The organism is Bacillus sp. EB106-02-03-XG38 (genome assembly GCF_058792175.1).
The window spans coordinates 198,847-218,954 of record NZ_JBYTED010000005.1; the positions used below are offsets into that span (position 1 = coordinate 198,847).

A 20,108-nucleotide genomic window follows, 5' to 3' on the forward strand; every position below is an offset into this window, starting at 1 on the left:
TTATCACGCCTCCAGCTTTCTTTATTTTTTTCTATCTTTCCAAAGAGCCAAGCTTTTTTCCAAAGTTGTCTTACACAATCTTTCTGCTTCAATCGCATCTCCTTTTAATGCAGCTTTTAATAAATCGTGATAATAGTTGAAGGATAACTCACGATGATCTTTTACAGAAAAATACCTTTTTGCCATATCTACATAAATGGAATCAAAGCTATTTAAAATGAGTAGAAAGATCGGATTGGCAGCAAGCCCAGCACACCTTTTTTGCAAATCCCAATCAAATGCTGCATAGCTTTCTGCACTATCTTCAAGTTGCTCAAGATTAGCCAGGAGAGCAACCACTTTAGGTTGATTAAACGTAACAGCATTACGAATATAAGTCGGAGTCAACGAACTTCTAAATTCTAATAAATACATAATAAATTCATCTGTAATGGTATGATGATTCTCAACAATATTAATAAGTGTCGTTAGATTACCATTGCTCCAATAATCATTAATAATCGATGGCATTCCTTTTCTCCCTGTTATCCATCCACTCCTTCCTAAACGTTGAAGCGCCTCACGAATAGTTGGGCGACCGACACCAAATTCTTTCGCAAGCTCTCTTTCCGGTGGTAAAGTACTTCCTACAGAATAAACACCACTCAATATGGATCTAATTAATTCATTCTCAATTTTATCTGAGGTGCTTTCCTTTTCTTTCAAGCCATCTTCCCCTTTATTTTCATGGTAATACATGTTAAGTATATTGGTAATACCAAAAATTATATAATGAATTTGAATTTTCCGTCAATAACAAAGATGCGGATTTTTATAAATAGGTTTATCGAACAAGCCCGTAAACTATTTAGTTAGATGGAAAATGATTACTTAAATACGCTGTTAAAGTAACGGGTGTTACAGTGAAAGAAGAATTAATTGAATTAAAAGATTGAGACCATATTTTTTTATAAAAGGATGACTCAATTGAATATAGAAAAAGCGTGTTTTGATTAATCTTTTTTCAAAACACGCTTTTTCTATTTGTTGTTTTATCAGGATGTATTAAGTTAATTTAATCAAACTTTTTTCAAGAGCTACAAATCAATCGTGTTTCCTTCTGAATCGATGGCACGATATAAATACATCCATTGTCTTTTTACTTTAATATAGGTTTTATCGGCTTTCCATGAGTTATTTGTTGATTTAAGATGTTACCATACTTTCTCTAACAAATGAATGAACCCAGCTCATAATCGTTGTATGAGCAACAGATAATCCTCTTTTCTCCATCATTTTCACCTGGAGATGCCAATTTTCTTGTTCTGGGGTATTTATTTTTCTTAGGTTGATGGCGATGGGGTAGCATCACACATCCATCAACTTAAGGTATATTTTTATACAAAATGCGTTCTTTCCATATAGTTTTTTATTATCTTTTATGAATTTTATAAAAGTTGGTATATCAAATAAACCCTGATGGGCTTCAATTTTTTTACTATGTTACCTGATGAGTAGAAGTGGTCTACTCATATATAACACCCAAAATATCAAAGACTGTCTTTTTCTCATATCGATGAGATTTTCGTCCGTTGCGCTGTAGGAGGTTGAATAGACGAAGGAGAACCTTTGGTGATTCTTGGGTGTTTTTGTGTAATGCTTGGTAAAAAAGTAAAAATAATTCTTAATTATGTACATCGCTTTATATTCACTTAGCTCTTTTGGTTTCTTATGTAACAGGAGTTCTCGCATTTTAAACATAGTAGAAGAACATAATAGAATACTAATGAGTTGCCCATAAAGGTGACATTCTAATCATTCTTGTTTAATAGATTTACAACGATGAATTTGAAACCAAGATTTCCATATTTTAAATAACAGTTCAATTTGCCAACGTAGTGAATATAGAACATAAATTTTCTCTTTTGGTACCCATTCCGTAGGAATGTTTGTCATATATCTCGTAATGCCTTGTAAAAGTTTTGTACGCTCTGTATATGTAATTACTTTTTTCTTTTCGCGAATAGCTCGATCACGTAGGCGTTTCTGTTTTTGCTCCTCGGTACATCTATAAACCACAATGCGATTAGGCAGTTTGTCTTTACTCTCCACATATACATCATGTAATTCATACACTTGACCAGGTTGTAATTGCTTCATAATGTCTTTCAAATGAATTTGTATATATACCGGTTAGTTCAGAAAAAATGGTCTTAGCAATGTGGTATCCCATATATGTTTCATTGACTCTATAGGGGGGCATTTAGTTGTTTTAGAGCATGTCGGATTCTTTTGTCCAAGACTGATGAATCCAACGCATAATTGTTATAGAAGTCATGGAAACTTAATATTGATGTAGCGGTAGTACATAATAGTTATTTGAAAAATTACCACTTATGACTATGTATATATAATAGTTAACTTTCCTCTATATAGATATGCAATTTTACATATCCATATAGAGGAAGAAATAAGTGAAGAGTACTGAAAAATTATACTAAAATATTTTTTTGAAAATGAAAATTCACCTAGTTAAATTAAATCAGGTATCTTTTTATCGGTATTATTAAATTATAATTATTTTAATTATAGGAGTGAAGTTCTATAGCAATTTTAGAAGTATAGTATTTTAATGTGTACACATATTACATAATTAAGATAAAAAAACAAAAAAAGGACAAAATTATACAAAAAACTACAAAATTTTACTATATACGCACTGAAAATTTGATGTTTTAATAAGGGCACAAGGTGTTAGTTACATTTTAAGACATATAAAATCAAGATCATCTTCGTATATGTCTTTTATGTAATGACTTAGGGAAAAGTTTATAGTAGGGCATTATGTACAAATGTTTACAATCTATATTTATATTCCTTAAAATTCATCTTTAAATTAATCTATATAGATTAATTGTTGTAGTGTTGGATTTCAAATAATTAAAAATTTAGTCCAACTATTTTATCAAAAGACACCAATAAATGGGGGGATCACTATGAAAAAAGCGTTAGTCGCAGGGTTATTAGTTACAGCAGTATCTACAAGTTGCTTCTCACCTGTAAATACTTTTGCAGAAAGTAATACGACTTATTTACAACCAAGCAGTGTACTTGGATCCGCTATGGATAGGTTATCAAATTCGATTACGAAATTAGGATCACAGACGCCATTAATTCAAGGATATGGGCTAATCATATTACAGCAACCAGACCTTGATGTAAATACTATATATGGAATAACAACTGATCAAGGTACTGCAAGAAACCATGTTCGAGACTGGCTGGATGTATATAATCCCAAATTATTCAAAGTAAATCAAGACATACAGAGTTTCGGAATAAGATTTACAAATTATTATAATACATTGGTTGAACTAGCTGGAAAAATGAATGAAGATCCGCAAGCAAAAGCATCATTTGTACGTATTTTTAATTTACTTCAAGGTGACGTGCAAACAATTCAGTATAATATAAAAATAAATTCAGAAGACTTAAATAATTTTAAAGACGATTTGGTTGAAGATAGTAATAAATTTTCTATTAAAGTTACCAGAGCGTTTGAATCTTATAAGAGTTCAAACGGAGACATTGAAAAATTAAGAACAGAAATGGGACAACTTAATGCAGGCATTCAAGAAGATTTTGAAAAACTTCTAGCTCTACCAAAAGAAAATCTAGACGGTTCTTTAAATATTACAAAGTCGGTTATTAATATTTTGAAAGACGGAGTTAAGGATAAAACTGTAGACGTGTCTAATTTGGAAGCGATTTATAACCAATATGGACAACTCAAAAATGATAAAGTAACAGAACTGAATAAAGCTATTGCTCAGAAGCAACAGAAACTAATTCAATTGGTACAAAATTTATCGAATATTGAAGTGCAAGCAACTCAAATGACACTTATTGAGCAGCAATTAAATAACTTTACAAGAACAGTTAAAAATCAAACTCAGAGTTTTGACAATCTAGTAAGTAGTTGGGACACCTTTAATAACATAATGATTCAAACGGGGACAAGTCTTAATGCTGATACGAAAATAGATTCCAATTCATTACAAGCACGTTTAAAAGAGCTTAAACAGTTTACGGATGAATTGAAAAAACAAACAACGGAATATCAAGAGAGTGTTACAAAAATAAAAGTAACAGGATGAAATTTGTAGAATGAATAATAGTAATTCCCAATAATATAATGTAAGGAGAGAAAAATGTGATGAAAAAACCTTATAAAGTAATGGCCTTATCTACATTAATAGCAACAATCGTAGCAGGTGGCATTATGCCATCATATGCCTCAGCAGAGGAACCAGCACCTATTCATGCAAATCAAGACCTTAAATACCCTAGTTATTACCTTGGACCAACAGGGCTTGATAATGCGATGAAGGATACTAAATCCAATATGTTGGTAATGGATCTGTATGCTTTAACTATACTTAAACAAGCAGATATTAATTTGGATGGTTTACCTTCAGTTGGCGATGATTTAAAAACAGACATTAAAGCCAACCAAAATATTACTAGAGAAAATGCAACATACTGGTTAAATAATTTAAAATCAGGAATAATTACGACGAATCAAAATATTATCAGTTATGATACAACATTCCAAAATTATTCTCGTTATTTATTACAATATAAAAATGATCCAGTCAAACTAACAGCTTTGCTTACAAAGTTGAATGGTGAAATTTCACAGAATAAAGCTCAAGTTACCAAATTAGTGGATGATTTGAGAAGCTTTCGCGGCAAATTAGAAACAGATACACAAAAATTAAAAGGGAATGCTGAAAAAATCGTAAATATTTTAACTGGTGAAGAAGCTGGAATTCCACTGTTCCAGCAACAAATCGAAGCAAATAAAGCATTAATTGATGAAAATAATAAAATTTATATTGGATCGTCGGTTGCAACTGCTTTTAGTGTATACTTAATTCTTTCACCTTTTGCGCCTCTTGGTGCAGCTGGATTAGGAGGCTCTATATTCGGAGTTGTTTCATCGCAGCAGCAGATAATCAAGGCACAAGAAGAAATTATAAAGCTAACACAAAATATTTCAATGGCGAAACTACAGTCAGGTAGGTTAACGATAGTACAAGGTGATATTAAAAATTTAACAGATACAATTGATAAAGCTATTGTTTCTCTTGAAAATATAAAGACTACGTGGGATGTAATGGGTACAAAATATGACGCATTGATTGATAAGGCTAAAAAGGTTGACCCAGAATTCCTTGCTATGGATATAACAGCAGATCTGGATACAGCGAAGGAACATTGGGAGCAGATTAGAAAGTATGCTGAAAATATTCAAAGTAGTGAGATTTCATTCTTGAACAAATAATATTACATCAAGAAATTGCCGAAGTAATGAAAAATATAATATACTAAGTTTCCCTTTTGAAGAACACATAATATGAGTCTCCTGTTCAAGTTTGAGCAGGAGACTTCCTATATAGTTATGAAACTTAATAAAGATTATAGAATAAGAAAGTAAGAGTATCTCTATTTTAATATGTTGTTTTATTTGCAATAATCTTAATTCATTTGAAGTAAAGAATAGAAGCTTATGAATTTAATAAAATATGTGATGCATGTAAAAGAGTAGGTGAAAAAGATGAATAAGAATTTATATAAGAAAATTATTTTGTCAACAATCATTACGGGAATGGCAGCGAATAATGTAATTCCACTTCATACTTTGGCAGCAGAACCAACTGTGTCCCAACAGCAAGAAAGTTTGAAGAACTATTCCCTTGGTCCTGGTGAATTTAAAGAAGTAATGGGAAAAATGGTGGCAAATATCCTTACAATGGATTCATATGCCAATACAATCAGTAATCAACAGCTAACAGATTTAAGTAAAATAAGTTCTATAAATGGTGATTTACAAGCAAACATGATTAAGCATCAACGGGATGCAATAGAGAATGCCGACTTTTGGTTCATGTATTTTAAAACTCGTATTATGTACACGCATCAGAATATTGTAAGTTATAATGATACGTTTCAAGCAAGTTATAAGCTTTTACTAACTGCTATAGAGCAAAAAGATACAGAGAAATTAAAATATGAACTAGAAAATTTGCACAATAGTATTTTGTACAATAGTCAAAAATTAGATGTACTGTTAGAAAAATTGAAAAATTTTCAAGGTGAAATAGCAGAAGATACAAGAAATTTCAAAGAAGATTTCAATCAATTGGAGAATATTCTAGAAAGTACGAACGCTGGTATTCCGCTTCTACAACAACGAATTGAGAATTGTAATAATACCATTAAAGAAAACTATGATAAACGTGGTGGCTATATAGCTTTATCTGTATTTATGCCTCCGGTTGGTATACCATTGATTGTCACTGCTGACAAGAATATCGCATCTGCACAACAAGAAATAGAACAATTAAAGTCCAGAATTTCTGGAGCAGAGGCAGAAGTAGTTATTTTGACTGATGCCAAAAATAAAACGGAACATATGGCTGCAACAGTTGGTACAGCTGTTACTGCTCTTGAAAATATAAAGACTCAGTGGGGGACAGTGGAGAAAAAATATAAATCATTGATTGACAGTGTTGACAACATTAGCCTAGACTTGTTTGATGAGATTATAATAGCAGATCTGAATACAGCGAAGGATAATTGGCAGGACCTTAAAAATTATACGGATAAATTATTTGAAGGTGCTAAGATTGCACAAAATAAATAGATTGTACAAATAGGAAAACCGCAAATAGGACCGGATTACAACTGAATACGTGTAAAATAACAAAATTAAAATTAAATAATAAAAGCTTATCGTAAACTAAAAGAAGCATAAGATGGACAAAATGGTCAGCTTATGCTTCTTGTTACAGCAATATTCTCGTACCTCAACAGATTATTGACTCGTGCAACTTCAATATATTATTCATATAATTTGTTTGAGGATTTATTCCATGATTTTATAATTTTAAAGCTGCCATCTTAATAATAATTTCCCCCGAGTTTCATAACCGCTACTTGAACTACCCCCACTTTCACTTCGTTTAGAAGTGAGGGATTCCTAAGTAAAGAGTTCTATCGAACTCTAATGGATTAGGCTAGCCCCGCAGTCCCTGCGGTTAGAAGCCTTATGGCTTCATTCTTTATATTGATACTTGCGTTAATATCCCTATCATGGTGTATACGACAAGAAGGACAGTCCCATTTACGTAGGTTTAGATTTTTAACGTCTTTGTTTTGATATCCACAACAAGAACATAATTGGCTGGAAGCAAATGTTTTCGATACGGCAATGACTTGTTTGCCATACCATTTTGCTTTATATTCCAACATGGTTCGAAACTGTGACCCTTCACGCTCCTTGAGTAAGGAGTCTTCTTGGCTAAAATGATAAATTTGTATAAATGGGATAAAAAAGAATCGTTGTTTCAATGATTCTTTTTTTATTTGGAGGTTTCTTACAATTGTGCGTAGACCTACTTCTGATAAACGCTTTACCCCTACATTATTATTGTCGTCAGAAAAGACAGCCCCCTTGTTGATGCATGGGATTTTTCATGGATCAGTTACAGACTTACAGAAATTGATACAACCACTTCTCCAAATTGGATCACCTATAAAGGTAGATATAAAAGAATTGTCTTATTTAGAAGCTATAACGTTAATTTCCAATCATCAGCCTGCAACTCCTTTTCCATTTAAAAGCGTAGCACCTTTTATGGACACTTTATTACCTGAAGAAGGTATTGCTACGATTCAACATTTTATAAATCAAGCTCCATCTAATTCTACTGTTTCTGTATTTTTCCAGGGGTTAGGTGGGACTGTTTCTGAAGTATCCGAGGAAGCTACTGCTTATTTTTACCGAAAAGCTCTAATGAATATGGTGTTATTTTCCACTTGGGACAAACCTGAGGGAGCTGCACAAGGGATTCGCTGGGTAGAAGATTTTCGTCACGCATTGATTCCTTTTACGAAAGGAGTCTACGTTAACACACCAGATCTTTTAATGAAAGATTGGCCAGATTTATATTATGGTGAAAACTTCAAACGATTGACTCAATTGAAAGCTAAATACGATCCAGAAGATGTTTTCAATTTTCCACAAAGCATTCCACCTGTTCATAAAAAATAGTATTCCTTTACCGTTATTAAATTTTGCAATTTATAAAAAATACGTTCTAGTTTAAAAAGTATTCAGTTTCATGTCTTTCTTCAAAATTTCTATATTATTAAACAAGACTGATTTAGTTCTATAGAACTGTCTATTAGACTTTTTGTCTAAATAGTTTGGGATTTCATAGCCTTGTTGTAGAAAGACTTGAAAAATAGGAGCTAATTTTATAGTGTAAAATGCAAATTTCCGGCGAAGACTGTCCATTTAGTACCCATTCCCTTGTCCTCATATGGAGACAAGGGAATGGGTACTTTTTAAAAGGAGACAACAAAATGGATATTTTAAAACTTCTTTATTATAAATGAAAATACTTGTGTAATAAATAGTTTCTATTATAAATTGATGTATAATTATATAAAAAAATATAGATATAAAGGTCGTTTTTTCTTATACTTAATGTAAAGAGGTGAACAATAATGAAATTTAAGATTAAACAAAATCCGATTCATATGATTATATTTTTATTAACCATATTCATTTTTATTGCTATGCTTTTTACACAAGGAACCCAAAATATCTACCTTAGCTGCATGATTCTATTAAATATAATTAATTTTTTCTTTATTTACTTTAAATCCACTTATAGAATTGCTGATAAATCATTAATTATCAAATATTATTTTACAAATACTGAAATACCTTATAAAGATATTCAACAGATTAGATACCACGGAAAATCACAGAATTCAACATATTGGTCAAGACAACGACTAGAAATTATATATGGATTATTTAATACTTTATCAGTTTGTATACCAAAGGAAGAAGATAAATTCATTAATTCATTAAAAGATAAATGTCCTAATCTTAAAATTATAGACAAGCCACTTAAACAATAAAACGAATGGAATTGTTTTTATTTAGAATCTATGAATTTACGAATGTAAAAGAGGTGTGAATATGAATCTAGCAACATTCAAAAAAGAATATAAAATAAATTTTTTATTTTGGGGTATACCAATGTTTATCTTTATGAATTTAATCTTTTATAAAGATACTATCGAATACGTTCGAAATAAAGAGTGGATTAATATTATTTTAGATTCTTTTATGGCTCTATTGATAGTTATGGTAGGAACAATACTATATACAATTTTATATCTAGTAATTTCAAAACAAAAAAACAAGTAAACTTTAAATATCGAATGAAAAGGGGATCTAAATAAAATGCTCTCTTTTTTTAGTTTTCAGCAAAATCTAATTAAAAGTGAAGTTAATATTCAATTCTAGATAAATAAGGGTTTCATCACATTGTTATCAAGCTAATCTCATACAACGTCAATTATAGTAGAATTAAATATATAAAATTAATATGAATTTAAGGGGAATAATTTAGATTATAAGTGATGGAATTAATATGAAACTTCTAATAGTTGTTGTAAGTTAATATAAATTGAAAAAACGAAGGTTGTTTGTTACAAACTTCGTTTTCGTTCATATCTTTCTATTGTTTTAAAAATTCTCCCATTATTTCCATTACGTCCTCTGAATCATTTACTTTATCTTTTGAAAAACGCCAGTGTTCTTTTCCGTATCTCTCCATCTCAACCTTTATTACTTTTTCTTTATCTGAAACTTTTGCTTCTGGCAAAATAGATATGAAGTAACTAAACGATTGGCTAAATAATTTAGACTGTTCGATTCCTGGAGTTTCTTTTAGCAATCTTTCATTTTCCTTATTTAATTTTGGTTGCAATTCACTTAATAATAATGGTTTCACTTTTAATTCTACTTCAACTTTATCTTCCTCAGGAGAAGAACCTACTGATTTTACTTTAAATGTAACTTTTTCCTGAAGTACAGATTTCAACTTTTTGTAATAACTTTCAAATTCCTGATCACTAATTCCATTATGCGTACTGGACATTGCGTCTTTTTTAAATTCTTGTTGTATATTTTGAGTAAATTGTTTTCCGTCTTCACCGGATAATGTATTAATTTTGTCTATATCTTTATCATAATAAACAGCATTTATATAGGCTTTTAGAACTTCAGCTGGTTTGTTTAAGTCTTTTGTATTCTTTTCTATTTCTTGCGTATCAATTTTGAAAGAAACTTTTTCTGTTTCCTCGTCTCTTTTTTTTGTTTCTTCATTGGAATAAACGAGCTCATATGATGAGGCTTTATTCACTTCATAGTAGAGAATCCCCGATGTTTTTTTACCAGGTTCTAATTCTATTAAACGTAATTTATCTGAATCAGCCTTATCATATTTCTTCATTTTTTCATCACCTTGATATAGTGTAAAGAGATAAGGTGATATCTCTAACATTTTATCCCCTTTATTTTTCAAACTCACTTTGAATTTCAATACTTTATCTTTATTTATTCCTCCCATTGACCCATTTAATGGTAATACGTATTCAGCATTTTCAACTTCAATTTCCACATTCTTTGAAGACGAAGATGCCTTTCCATTTTTTACAGTTGTGGAAGTTTGTGAAGAACTACAACCAGTCACAATAGTTAATGTAAATATAAACAAAAAACAAAACATAAAAATATTTCTAAGTTTCACTTAAAAACCCTCCATCCCCTTATTTAAAAATATTTACTATTTTACCATGAAATTCTATGTATATGTCTATTGAGCGACAAAATAGCAAAACTTAGAGATAGAAGAACAAGAGATCCTCCAAGCCATGCTGGTGACATTGTACACTTGTTACCTTCGATTGCAGCACAGAGTGAAATTGTTAAAACTTTACTTTATGTCTGATGTGTTCGAATCAGTTTGAATTAAATAATTTTGCTGAAGTAGTGCAAGTCACCAACTCAATGTATCCCAACTTATCATAAAGGGAATAAAAAGATAAAAAGGACAATCCTGTATATAGAAGAAGTTAGTTGATAAATCTGATTTAAAAATTAATGAGGAAACACTAAAAGACATGTATAAAAAGAAAGAAGTAATTGAAAAAAGTTCACCAAAATAGGGATTTATTAAGCAGTATCAATCATTATTTCATAATAAAAAATACCAAATAAGATGATATTGTTTTCCAATGAGATAAAATGTATAATGAGAGTGTAGAGATAAACCATTTGTTAAAGGTTTTAACTCACTAACTATGAGCATAATAATAAAAGACGAGATGCTGGTAACATCCCGTCTAATTTGTAACTGCTGCCGTTAGGTGGTAGATTGCAAAGTTTAATTATTTTTTCGTTGAACCACCTTTCTTGCGTTTGGCAGACGTCTGGGTGGTTCTTTTACTTTTATTATTACGTTTTGCTACTAACTTGTTAGCACAAGCAGTTGCAAAAGTTGTTATGAACACTGTTACGAATAGTTTCGTAGCGTCCTGTAATAATTGTTGTAAAAATTCCATATCGGTTACACCTCCTTTCCCTCCAAATTAAGAGAAAGAAAGGCTGCAACCTCCCACCACACGCCTTCAGTTACTTACTATATTATACCATAATTAGAATACGTTATAGTTTATATTTTATTTTAAAACTTATTATTACAAAGAGTCTTAAAGATAAATATCTTTAAGACTTTTTATGAAATTTAACCTTTATATTAATTAACTCCTATAAATGCCCGCGAATAATTTACTAATTTACAAAAAACTCATAATAAACACACATTAACTCCACTCAAAATACATATTAAAATCATATAATTAATTCAAGACATATAAAACAAATTTATCATTATATAGTTATATTACAAATAAAAAATGCTATTAGAAAGTGAGGCTATATTATGAATAGAATTCTAGATACTAATATTGATACCCAAATTCCAGAAGATGATATCGAACTATTAAAGGCAATGGCACACCCATTACGCCTACAAATCATTAATGAATTAACTAATAAGAAAACGTTAAATGTAACTCAACTAACAGAGATATTGAATATTCCACAATCTACAACATCTCAACATTTATCTAAACTAAAAAGGAACGTTCTACGTGCTGAAAGAAAAGGGCTAGAGGTATACTACTCTATAAACAATTCGAAAGCAGATAAAATTGTAGGAATACTCAATGTTTCGAATATGAATTAAGACATAAATATAACCAAATAAGAAGCCGTTATAAAAATTACATCCACGATATTTTTATAACGGCTTCTTATTTTATCATTTGGTCAATAATGGTCAAATTGTTTTTTTGATAGAGATAACTGATTCCTAATATATAAACATTAATACTATGTATTTTTTCATATATGTTGTAAGAATGTTTGCTCGTTGTTTAAATTACATTAGAAAATATTTACTATTTTTACAACAGGGGCATTGCATGAAATCCAAGGCTGACATAATCCTTACCATATTTGAAGATAAATTAACTGAAATATATAAGACGAACAAAGTCAGACAATCACAAGTTCAAATGGCTTTAGATATAGCGGAATTTCTAGATACAAATAAAAAAATGATGATTATCCAAGCACCCGTAGGAACAGGAAAATCGTTAGCTGCGTTAGTACCGACCTTAGTAGATTAGAAATACAATTGGTTGCAAGGTATACAATCTGGGCCTTCATTAGTGCGATTATTAGCGTAGCTTCCAGCTTGATCGGTCCATTTATGATTGGGATTACGATCGATCATATGGTCGGCAAGGGTGCTGTTGAGTTCGCGGATATCTTCAGACTATTTATACAGCTTAGTCTGGTGTATCTCATCGGAGGCTTGTTCGGTTGGTTGTTGACATATCTTAAGAATCGGCTTGCTAATCAAACAGTAAACGATTTGCGCAGTGAAATGTTCGACAGGCTGAATGTACTGCCACTGAAATATCATGATAATCATCCGCAAGAGGACAGCATCAGCCGATTCGTAAACGATATGGATGCCATATCGGACGGGTTGCTGCAGGGATTCGCCACATTATTAACCGGTGTTGTTACAATCATTGGGGGGATCGCTCTCATGTTGTATACGAATCCGCTCATGACCATGGTTGTACTGTTATCTGCACCAGTGACTTTCTTCGTAGCACGGTTCATCACGATGTGCTCCCAGCAGCTATTTCGTGTTCAGGTACGTATATTGGGTGGGCTGAATGGCTATGTCGAGGAGATGATCGGCGGGCAGAAGGTTGTTCAGGCCTTCCGTTATGAAGATCACTCTTTTACGGAGTTTACAGAGCAAAATGATGAATTGTATCACACAGGGGTAAAACCACATCGCTATCAAGCTAAAAAATACATTATTCCCCAAAACAAAAAATATATATTTTTATAACGTACTACAACTTCTGTTTGGCTACTAAAGTATCTAAAAAAACAAGGTCAACACCAGCTCTGAAACTAGGTTTAACCAATAAACGATTTACTTTAGTAGACGATATGTAACTTTAAGTTATAGCTATATTATAAGTAGGGTTAAAAATATTATGTGAAATTAAAAGTAAACTAAATAAAAACTTTATTTCGTATAAATAAGGAAACCAAAAAGAGCACTAGGTACAAGTGCTCTTTCAGATAGGAGGAAACTCCGTGAATAGGGCCTAGGTTAGAAGTATGTGGTGTAAAAGCAATAAGAACAAAATTTATTAACTAAGTAAAAAACAAAATATTTATATCTGTTAATATCTAAAGATAAAAATTCATAATCGAATATACATATCAAAATAATTCCGAATAATCCGATTGATTATTCGGAATTATTTTGATATGTATATTATAGTATTTACCTTTTATTACCTATTGTGTTAATATATTAATATACAGTTTATTAAATATATTTCAAAGGGGTGGAAAAATGATTAAATTCAAGAAATTTTCTACATTATTACTTGTAAGCGCTTTACTGACATTACCTACAAGTGCAAGTGCAGCAAATCTGTATGGTGTTGTGAGTAATAAATGGGATGGAATTGGCACTATCCAGGAAGCTGTAGGTATCGATGGGGATACTATTTTTGTTGGAAATTCTACTGATTTAGCTGTATTAAGCACTGAATCTGGTGGATCAATGGTTTCACATGAAAAGAACAAACCTTCTTTTCCTACAAAAGGCATTGTAAAAACATCTGATGGTAACTTTTTTATTGCGGGTACATCAGGAAAATGGAAAGTTGTAGATTCATCTGCAGGTTTAGTTGAACAAGGGCAACTATCGGACAAACGTAATCCAAGATTTGTTAAGAAACTATTGGATGGAAGGCTTTTATTAGTTTACGATAAAGGTTATTATGCTATCCTTGATGGTGACTCTTATGGCGTAACACGAACAGGAAAATGGCCAAATGATTGGAATATTAACGATTCAATTCAGTTATGTGGACACCTGATCTTGATGGTAGGTGATAAAGGGAAATATCAAGTCATGTCACTAACAAATGGAAACGTCATCAAATTTGGGGATTGGGGATCAACAAAACATGATATTACGTCAATTGACAGACTTTCTGATGGTACTATAATAGCTGTTGGAGAGGGTGCAAAATTCGCCCTTTTTAATAAAGAAGGGGAAAAGATTGAGAGTTCAGAACTGACTGATCAAGAAAGTAAAAATTATAAATGGAATAAAGTGGTGGCCCTCAAGGATAAACATGCAATAGTAATTAGTTCCACTGGTCAGATGCTTTTGGTTCAGATTGATGGAAATAATAAAATTTCTGTTAAAGCAAAAACAAAATTAAATAATTATACTTCTAACGGCACTGTAGTAAAAATTAAAGATAATCAAGTATTCGTTACCCTTGCTAGTGGGCGATATATGGTTTATCAAGCAGATTTATAAAAATTCGAATTCAATAGTAAAACCTTTGAAATGCAACAACCTTATTATTTATATAATCAAATTATAATATAAAAATAACCAAGGGGATTACTTTGGAAAAAATATACTTATTTGTTGGTTTTTTGATGGGGTTTATAGTCTTTAATTTGGATAGTATTATAGTTGAAGCTGCTGAGCTAAATGTAGAGAAAATAAAACATTTAGAATCTTTAGGTTTCACTGAAGAAGAAATTTCGGACATGCCTGAAATGGAAATAATGAAAAACTTAGAAATTGATGGTCAAGTTGTAGCTCTTATGGAAAATAGAATGAAAGTAGCACGAAAATTTAGTTAAATCCCTGGACAAAATTTTCGTAATGCTTCAACTAATTTAACTGAATTTGAAACAAAACTAAATAGTAAATAACTAAAAAAGAGAGCCATGCTCTCTTTTTTAGTTATCAGTAAAACCTTATTAAATGATGAGTTTTTAGGTAGCTGTCATTTATTTTTAGGAAAGCTGTTTGGAGGGGAATATACTGCAGTATTGAAAGTTTAGAAGTTGTCTATTGATGAAGTAAAGTGATTTTTTGTTGTTTTTTAAATGGGCGACGATTAATGTGAAATCGCCGCCCATTCTGTTCTCATATAGAACTTTCATGAAATAAATTTAGCAAACCATGCTATATAATATGCACCTGGAACTAATATAATCTGAGCAACTAATGTACCTAAAAATCTCGAAATTAATATCATGAATGTGAAATTCTTTAGTTCCCAATAATTATGATTGTCTTGCACAACTTTATCAGTTAAAAAAGACAATTTAGGATCAATAAGCAGTGTTAATAGAATCGTAGCTACTCCAGTAATAATATTGGATGAAGACATCGCTGCTTTATCATAATCAGGAATTAGTAGGGTTGCATACAATGCAGACATAACACCTACTGTAAATACGGCAGAAACAATTGTATTAATAACAAATAATTTAATTGGTATATTTCTAAAATTTACCCCTTCTAGATTATTTTTATTTATTAAAACAAAATAGTTTTTCATTCTTTTCAAATTAGTACTATTTATTAATTTGAACATGTTTAAAAACGAACCATCTTTTGATAATGGTATTAGCGCTTTAGAAAAAACTTTCATAAAAAATGGTACTAATAATCCTCCGAGTAGTACTCCCATCGTAGAACCTAATAACAAAAATCTAAATTGTTTAATTAGTAATTCTAATCCACCATTTTTTGCTGCACTATCAACCAAAGAAGCAGTAAATGGTTGTTGAAACATATTAGAAAATCGGGCAATTAAAGACATAATATTATATATAGCAAAAGCCGATGCAACTAAAGCTAATTTAGCCCCAACAAGTCGAACTCCATATCCTAAAACTTCAATTGAAGTCATAAGCATTAAAAATAAAAAAATACAAATTACTTTAAAAGTAATAAACTCCATAACCATACCCCTTAAGTTTCTATAAATACATAACTTAATAATTATATTACTAGCATTCAATATTTTCACTATAACATAAATCGATTTCTATTTTTTAATCACATACTATACTCCTTTAATTTGAATGGTAGCAGTACTTTTAATAGAACTGCCACCTTGTTTTAACAAAACCTTTTTTTGTAAATAATATATTTGTTAAAACATTAATTAAGGGGGACTATTATGCCAATTTTGGGATGTTTCTGATTCTGAGGCCGTCATTGGCCCATAGAAGGGTAGTCCCTGCATTATCATTTTTACAGAATAGGTTTGGCTCGAAGCTGGCTTTCTGACACGTCTCACGGATTCAGCTGTTTGAATCGGCGATAAATGACCAAAAGGCATTCGTGCAGCTCTTCGATACAATTTCCATCCCGGCCGCTGCTCCAAACCAGATCCGGGGTCATCACCGCCTCGCAAATTTGAAAAGGTATTATAAGATTAAAATCCTGTACATTATTTCTTTAATTTTTTTTGAAAACTTGATGTTTTCATATACAAGCATTTTTCTAGGCTAAGGTTAATTACATTTATATTCTCCTATGAACTTTCAACAATAATCTCTAGTACTTTTTTATTCTCTTTTGCTTACAATTAAGGTGTTAATCTTGGTATATCTCATTTTTTAAGTGGAAAATAAATATTAATGTACTAATTATAATTTTATTGAAATCCATTGTTTAAATTTTTGTAAATGTATCTTCCATTTCTCATGCTTTACTTGCTCTATTTTATTTAGTAGAAGAGAAGATTCGTGAAATGCATCATTGCCTTTTAGTGTGCTTTGTAAACCTGATAGCAAGGCATTAATAGATAAAATAACAATGGTAAAGAAAATAACAGGCCCCATCGCTAACCAAGGATAATTTATTAGCTTTTGACTTGTGTCATTAATTAATAAAAGGCTGCCTCCAACATTTAAGGAAATTGTTTCAAATAATGCTAAATGCATCATTAATATCATTATTTGCAGTATTTGTTGTTGGAACCAAATAAATAATTTAGGAAGTAAATAGGGCTTAATATGAACTTTATATATGTGATAAGTATGTCCACCAAGTAGCTTGGATGTTAAAACGTATTCACGATGTAGAAGTAATCTAACTTCATTACTAATGAGTTGTGTTAAATTTGGTATGCCAATAAGAGTAAGAACTACAATTGTATAACATATCCATTTAGTTTCATGGATATTATCCATACTTGAAATTGTAGGACTAAGTAGTAAAATTGCTAACAATACAGTAGGTGTAAATTGGAAAATATCAAACACCCAATTAATATATTTGGTCCAAGTATAAAAATAAGCATGTAATACTCCAAATAAAAGTGAAAAAGTAAGTCGAAAAATACAGATGATTAAAGCAAAAAAAATTGGTGTTTTTGCAAAAATAAGAACTTGTTGTAAAACATCAACTCCATATTCCCCAGTACCTAATGGATGTGTTAAAGAGGGGGAAGTTGGTTTAGATTGAATATTAAAATCTTTAGAAGTAAATTCAATGAAATACTCAAAAACATAGCTAGCGATAATAATGCTGAATAGAATTAAAAATCCTATTAAGAATTGTTTGTTTTTATATAATCTTCTTATCATATAAATGCCTTCTTTCTACTATAATCAATTTTATGATTTCAAATAAAAAATATAACGGAATCATCAAAAGCAGAATACCAATGGAGATAATTTCAGGATTTTGATGGCTAATTAAAAATCTAAATAATCCAAAAGAATTAAATAAAAATTCAAGAATAATCGAATTGGAAATTATTAATAACATGATAGATTTTGCATTATAAAAAATTGAAATTAAAGCATTACGCAAAACATGGTGTTTTAGTATATAAAAATGTTTCAATCCTTTAGCAATTGCTAGATCTATATAACTATTTGACATTTCATTTTTATAGTTAAGTAAATTTATCTTAAATAGATAAATCGTTGGCAAAATTGAAAGAGTTGCAATAGGTAAAAAGTATGTTTTATTAGTTATTGTAGAAAAGGGGATAGTAATAAGCCAATTTGTATTTTTATATATTGAAATAATGATTAATTGTACAGATATTATTAAAAATAAGTCAGGTATAGCTTCTATGGTGCTCAAACTTTTTGAAATTATAGATTGGATTCTTTTTGGTAAATAGAATGTTAAATTCGCTAAAACTATTGATAAAAATACAGCAATAAAAAAAGCTGAAATTATAATAGTTAAGGTATAAAAATATGACTCTAGTAAATTGGATAGTAATAAACGTTTAATCCCGTAAATTTCATATGTTAAATGAAATGGATCTAGTAGGGAATGAATCACTTTTTTTATATAATCAATATACCCTAACCAATTTAATTCTAATATAATTAAGTCCCCTTTATTTTGAGATGTAGTCAAAAACAATTTTGGTAGACAGCAAAGAAAAACAATTCCTAAAGCAATTAAAATAATTTGTAGAAAAATTAATATTATCTTTTTTGTAAAGTACATAAAATATATCTCCTTAAAATGGTTTTATTTACATTGTTTTCAACTACTGCTATCAAATTTCCTTTTTAATTATAAAAATATTGATTTAATTTTCGTTTTTTATAAAACGCTATCAATTCTATATTCTGAACATTTGAATATTCTTAAAATTTTTTATATTGGTGTTGACATCTGAAAAATAGTAATTTATTGTAATTACTGTAATAAAAAAACTTTAAGTGAGGGATACAGATGAACAAATTTATACGTGAACTAAAAACAGAAGAACTAACAGAGCATGTTGGAGGGATTGATCCTAAAAATGAAACAGTAATCCATGATGGCGGAGGAGTAGGACCTAATTGTAAGGTGTTATTTGTAGCATGTCGAGCCAAGGATTGGGGATCATGTCAATTATGGTATGATTTTTGTAGATATTAATTTATATATTTAGCAAGTTAACAAAGGAGGAATACAAGTGAACAAATTTATACGTGAACTAAAAACAGAAGAGCTAACAAAGCATGTTGGAGGAATTGATCCTAAAAATGAAACAGTAATCCATGATGGTGGAGGAGCAGGACCCAATTGTAAGATGTTATTACTAGGATGTCAAATGAAGTATATATCTCAATGTAATTTATGGACTCAGTTTTGTAGAAGTTAATTTATGTATTTAGCAAATTAACAAAGGAGGAATACAAGTGAACAAATTTATACGTGAACTAAAAACAGAAGAACTAACAGAGCATGTTGGAGGAATTGATCCTAAAAATGAAACAGTAATCCATGATGGTGGAGGAGCAGGACCCGATTGTAGAAGATTAGCTCATTCATGTCTTTGGAAACATTGGAAATCATGTAACCTATTTGATCAGTTTTGCTAACATTCTTAAAAACAAATATTTACAGGAGGAATACAGATGAACAAACTTATGCGTGAATTAAAAACAGAAGAATTAACAAAACATGTTGGAGGAATTAATCCTACAAATGAAACAGTAATCCATGATGGTGGAGGAGCAGGACCGAATTGTAAAAACTTGCTCAATCAATGTATATTAAAGAATGCTAAGGCATGTGGCATATTTGACCAATTTTGCTATACAGAGTGGAAATAAGACATATTGATGAATAAATGTAGTTTCATTGTATAAATTATCTTAATCTCAAAAAGTATAAAAATCAGTATAATAATATATTTGAAAAATAGAATTTATATTCTTTTTATACCAGTTTAAATCCTTATTATAGTATTTTGTAACAGATTCCAAAATCTATTTAAGTAAGCAATATTTTGGAATCTGTTAC

General features: G+C 30.4%; 20 protein-coding genes and 4 pseudogenes. 15 read left to right on the top strand and 9 right to left on the bottom strand.

Going from position 1 to position 20,108, the window contains the following annotated elements; translation table 11 throughout:
• Positions 1-21: 21 nt before the first annotated feature.
• The 3 genes and pseudogenes from AC3WTI_RS21645 to AC3WTI_RS21655 form a co-directional block, all read right to left on the bottom strand.
• Positions 22-705, bottom strand: a complete 684-nt coding sequence (locus AC3WTI_RS21645) for a GntR family transcriptional regulator (RefSeq protein ID WP_097841947.1) — start codon at positions 703-705, stop codon at positions 22-24.
• Between the two features lie 377 nt (positions 706-1,082).
• A pseudogene (locus AC3WTI_RS21650) lies at positions 1,083-1,281 on the bottom strand (DDE-type integrase/transposase/recombinase); the annotation flags it as partial.
• Positions 1,282-1,504: 223 nt separating this feature from the next.
• Positions 1,505-2,169, bottom strand: a pseudogene (locus AC3WTI_RS21655) (transposase); the annotation flags it as partial.
• Between the two features lie 806 nt (positions 2,170-2,975).
• On the opposite strand from AC3WTI_RS21655, the gene nheA reads away from it, so the two are divergent.
• The 3 genes from nheA (at position 2,976) to nheC (ending at position 6,688) form a co-directional block, all read left to right on the top strand.
• The gene (gene nheA, locus AC3WTI_RS21660) at positions 2,976-4,136 is read left to right on the top strand and encodes a non-hemolytic enterotoxin subunit A (protein ID WP_097841946.1); all 1,161 of its coding nucleotides are present in this window, start codon (positions 2,976-2,978) and stop codon (positions 4,134-4,136) included.
• 59 nt (positions 4,137-4,195) lie between these two features.
• A complete protein-coding gene (nheB, locus tag AC3WTI_RS21665) occupies positions 4,196-5,326 on the top strand; it encodes a non-hemolytic enterotoxin subunit B (protein WP_071758603.1) in 1,131 nt (376 codons plus the stop codon).
• Positions 5,327-5,599: 273 nt separating this feature from the next.
• Positions 5,600-6,688, top strand: coding sequence for a non-hemolytic enterotoxin subunit C (nheC, locus tag AC3WTI_RS21670; protein ID WP_071758595.1), 1,089 nt, complete (start codon positions 5,600-5,602; stop codon positions 6,686-6,688).
• Between the two features lie 368 nt (positions 6,689-7,056).
• Here nheC and AC3WTI_RS21675 read toward each other — a convergent pair.
• A pseudogene (locus AC3WTI_RS21675) lies at positions 7,057-7,317 on the bottom strand (zinc ribbon domain-containing protein); the annotation flags it as partial.
• 121 nt (positions 7,318-7,438) lie between these two features.
• On the opposite strand from AC3WTI_RS21675, the pseudogene AC3WTI_RS21680 reads away from it, so the two are divergent.
• The 3 genes and pseudogenes from AC3WTI_RS21680 to AC3WTI_RS21690 form a co-directional block, all read left to right on the top strand.
• Positions 7,439-8,098, top strand: a pseudogene (locus AC3WTI_RS21680) (BBE domain-containing protein); the annotation flags it as partial.
• A gap of 458 nt (positions 8,099-8,556) precedes the next feature.
• A complete protein-coding gene (locus AC3WTI_RS21685) occupies positions 8,557-8,979 on the top strand; it encodes a PH domain-containing protein (RefSeq protein WP_097841944.1) in 423 nt (140 codons plus the stop codon).
• Positions 8,980-9,040: 61 nt separating this feature from the next.
• Positions 9,041-9,271: a hypothetical protein gene (locus AC3WTI_RS21690; RefSeq protein ID WP_097841943.1), complete on the top strand. Its 231-nt coding sequence runs from the start codon at positions 9,041-9,043 to the stop codon at positions 9,269-9,271.
• Between the two features lie 313 nt (positions 9,272-9,584).
• Here the strand turns inward: AC3WTI_RS21690 and AC3WTI_RS21695 are convergent, their stop codons facing one another.
• Together AC3WTI_RS21695 and AC3WTI_RS21700 are read right to left on the bottom strand one after the other, a co-directional pair.
• Complete coding sequence (locus AC3WTI_RS21695) at positions 9,585-10,658, bottom strand: DUF5105 domain-containing protein (protein WP_097841942.1); 1,074 nt, start codon at positions 10,656-10,658, stop codon at positions 9,585-9,587.
• 640 nt (positions 10,659-11,298) lie between these two features.
• Positions 11,299-11,472, bottom strand: coding sequence for a hypothetical protein (locus AC3WTI_RS21700; RefSeq protein WP_179861190.1), 174 nt, complete (start codon positions 11,470-11,472; stop codon positions 11,299-11,301).
• A gap of 380 nt (positions 11,473-11,852) precedes the next feature.
• On the opposite strand from AC3WTI_RS21700, the gene AC3WTI_RS21705 reads away from it, so the two are divergent.
• The 5 genes from AC3WTI_RS21705 (at position 11,853) to AC3WTI_RS21725 (ending at position 15,184) form a co-directional block, all read left to right on the top strand.
• On the top strand, positions 11,853-12,158 hold the full coding sequence (locus AC3WTI_RS21705) for an ArsR/SmtB family transcription factor (RefSeq protein ID WP_097841941.1): 306 nt from the start codon (positions 11,853-11,855) through the stop codon (positions 12,156-12,158).
• Between the two features lie 238 nt (positions 12,159-12,396).
• A complete protein-coding gene (locus tag AC3WTI_RS21710; protein WP_179861189.1) occupies positions 12,397-12,603 on the top strand; it encodes a hypothetical protein in 207 nt (68 codons plus the stop codon).
• Between the two features lie 8 nt (positions 12,604-12,611).
• A complete protein-coding gene (locus AC3WTI_RS21715) occupies positions 12,612-13,346 on the top strand; it encodes an ABC transporter permease (protein ID WP_255448470.1) in 735 nt (244 codons plus the stop codon).
• A gap of 519 nt (positions 13,347-13,865) precedes the next feature.
• Entirely contained in the window at positions 13,866-14,849 is a 984-nt protein-coding gene (locus AC3WTI_RS21720; RefSeq protein WP_097841939.1) for a hypothetical protein, read from the top strand.
• A 92-nt stretch (positions 14,850-14,941) separates the two neighbouring features.
• Complete coding sequence (locus AC3WTI_RS21725) at positions 14,942-15,184, top strand: hypothetical protein (protein WP_097841938.1); 243 nt, start codon at positions 14,942-14,944, stop codon at positions 15,182-15,184.
• 302 nt (positions 15,185-15,486) lie between these two features.
• Here the strand turns inward: AC3WTI_RS21725 and AC3WTI_RS21730 are convergent, their stop codons facing one another.
• From AC3WTI_RS21730 to AC3WTI_RS21740, 3 genes are all read right to left on the bottom strand, one after another.
• Positions 15,487-16,296, bottom strand: a complete 810-nt coding sequence (locus AC3WTI_RS21730) for a lipid II flippase family protein (RefSeq protein WP_097841937.1) — start codon at positions 16,294-16,296, stop codon at positions 15,487-15,489.
• Positions 16,297-16,990: 694 nt separating this feature from the next.
• Entirely contained in the window at positions 16,991-17,932 is a 942-nt protein-coding gene (locus AC3WTI_RS21735; protein WP_097841936.1) for an ABC transporter permease, read from the bottom strand.
• Entirely contained in the window at positions 17,913-18,818 is a 906-nt protein-coding gene (locus AC3WTI_RS21740) for an ABC transporter permease subunit (protein ID WP_097841935.1), read from the bottom strand. Before AC3WTI_RS21740 ends, AC3WTI_RS21735 begins: the two co-directional genes overlap by 20 nt.
• Positions 18,819-19,049: 231 nt before the next feature.
• On the opposite strand from AC3WTI_RS21740, the gene AC3WTI_RS21745 reads away from it, so the two are divergent.
• Genes AC3WTI_RS21745 through AC3WTI_RS21760 form a run of 4 tightly spaced genes read left to right on the top strand, consistent with a single transcriptional unit; the run spans position 19,050 to position 19,918 of the window.
• Positions 19,050-19,238, top strand: a complete 189-nt coding sequence (locus AC3WTI_RS21745; protein ID WP_087952090.1) for a hypothetical protein — start codon at positions 19,050-19,052, stop codon at positions 19,236-19,238.
• 37 nt (positions 19,239-19,275) lie between these two features.
• Positions 19,276-19,464, top strand: a complete 189-nt coding sequence (locus AC3WTI_RS21750; RefSeq protein WP_001031853.1) for a hypothetical protein — start codon at positions 19,276-19,278, stop codon at positions 19,462-19,464.
• A 37-nt stretch (positions 19,465-19,501) separates the two neighbouring features.
• The gene (locus AC3WTI_RS21755) at positions 19,502-19,684 is read left to right on the top strand and encodes a hypothetical protein (RefSeq protein WP_097841934.1); all 183 of its coding nucleotides are present in this window, start codon (positions 19,502-19,504) and stop codon (positions 19,682-19,684) included.
• Positions 19,685-19,720: 36 nt separating this feature from the next.
• Complete coding sequence (locus AC3WTI_RS21760) at positions 19,721-19,918, top strand: hypothetical protein (protein WP_097841933.1); 198 nt, start codon at positions 19,721-19,723, stop codon at positions 19,916-19,918.
• Positions 19,919-20,108: the final 190 nt, after the last annotated feature.

What these genes read in the sequence shown, in the direction of transcription:
- nheA (WP_097841946.1), top strand. Translation starts at nt 2,976, where the DNA reads ATGAAAAAAGCGTTAGTCGCAGGGTTATTAGTTACAGCAGTATCTACA.
- nheB (WP_071758603.1), top strand. Translation starts at nt 4,196, where the DNA reads ATGAAAAAACCTTATAAAGTAATGGCCTTATCTACATTAATAGCAACA.
- nheC (WP_071758595.1), top strand. Translation starts at nt 5,600, where the DNA reads ATGAATAAGAATTTATATAAGAAAATTATTTTGTCAACAATCATTACG.
- AC3WTI_RS21685 (WP_097841944.1), top strand. Translation starts at nt 8,557, where the DNA reads ATGAAATTTAAGATTAAACAAAATCCGATTCATATGATTATATTTTTA.
- AC3WTI_RS21690 (WP_097841943.1), top strand. Translation starts at nt 9,041, where the DNA reads ATGAATCTAGCAACATTCAAAAAAGAATATAAAATAAATTTTTTATTT.
- AC3WTI_RS21700 (WP_179861190.1), bottom strand. Translation starts at nt 11,472, where the DNA reads ATGGAATTTTTACAACAATTATTACAGGACGCTACGAAACTATTCGTA.
- AC3WTI_RS21705 (WP_097841941.1), top strand. Translation starts at nt 11,853, where the DNA reads ATGAATAGAATTCTAGATACTAATATTGATACCCAAATTCCAGAAGAT.
- AC3WTI_RS21710 (WP_179861189.1), top strand. Translation starts at nt 12,397, where the DNA reads ATGAAATCCAAGGCTGACATAATCCTTACCATATTTGAAGATAAATTA.
- AC3WTI_RS21720 (WP_097841939.1), top strand. Translation starts at nt 13,866, where the DNA reads ATGATTAAATTCAAGAAATTTTCTACATTATTACTTGTAAGCGCTTTA.
- AC3WTI_RS21730 (WP_097841937.1), bottom strand. Translation starts at nt 16,296, where the DNA reads ATGGAGTTTATTACTTTTAAAGTAATTTGTATTTTTTTATTTTTAATG.
- AC3WTI_RS21735 (WP_097841936.1), bottom strand. Translation starts at nt 17,932, where the DNA reads ATGATAAGAAGATTATATAAAAACAAACAATTCTTAATAGGATTTTTA.
- AC3WTI_RS21740 (WP_097841935.1), bottom strand. Translation starts at nt 18,818, where the DNA reads ATGTACTTTACAAAAAAGATAATATTAATTTTTCTACAAATTATTTTA.
- AC3WTI_RS21745 (WP_087952090.1), top strand. Translation starts at nt 19,050, where the DNA reads ATGAACAAATTTATACGTGAACTAAAAACAGAAGAACTAACAGAGCAT.
- AC3WTI_RS21760 (WP_097841933.1), top strand. Translation starts at nt 19,721, where the DNA reads ATGAACAAACTTATGCGTGAATTAAAAACAGAAGAATTAACAAAACAT.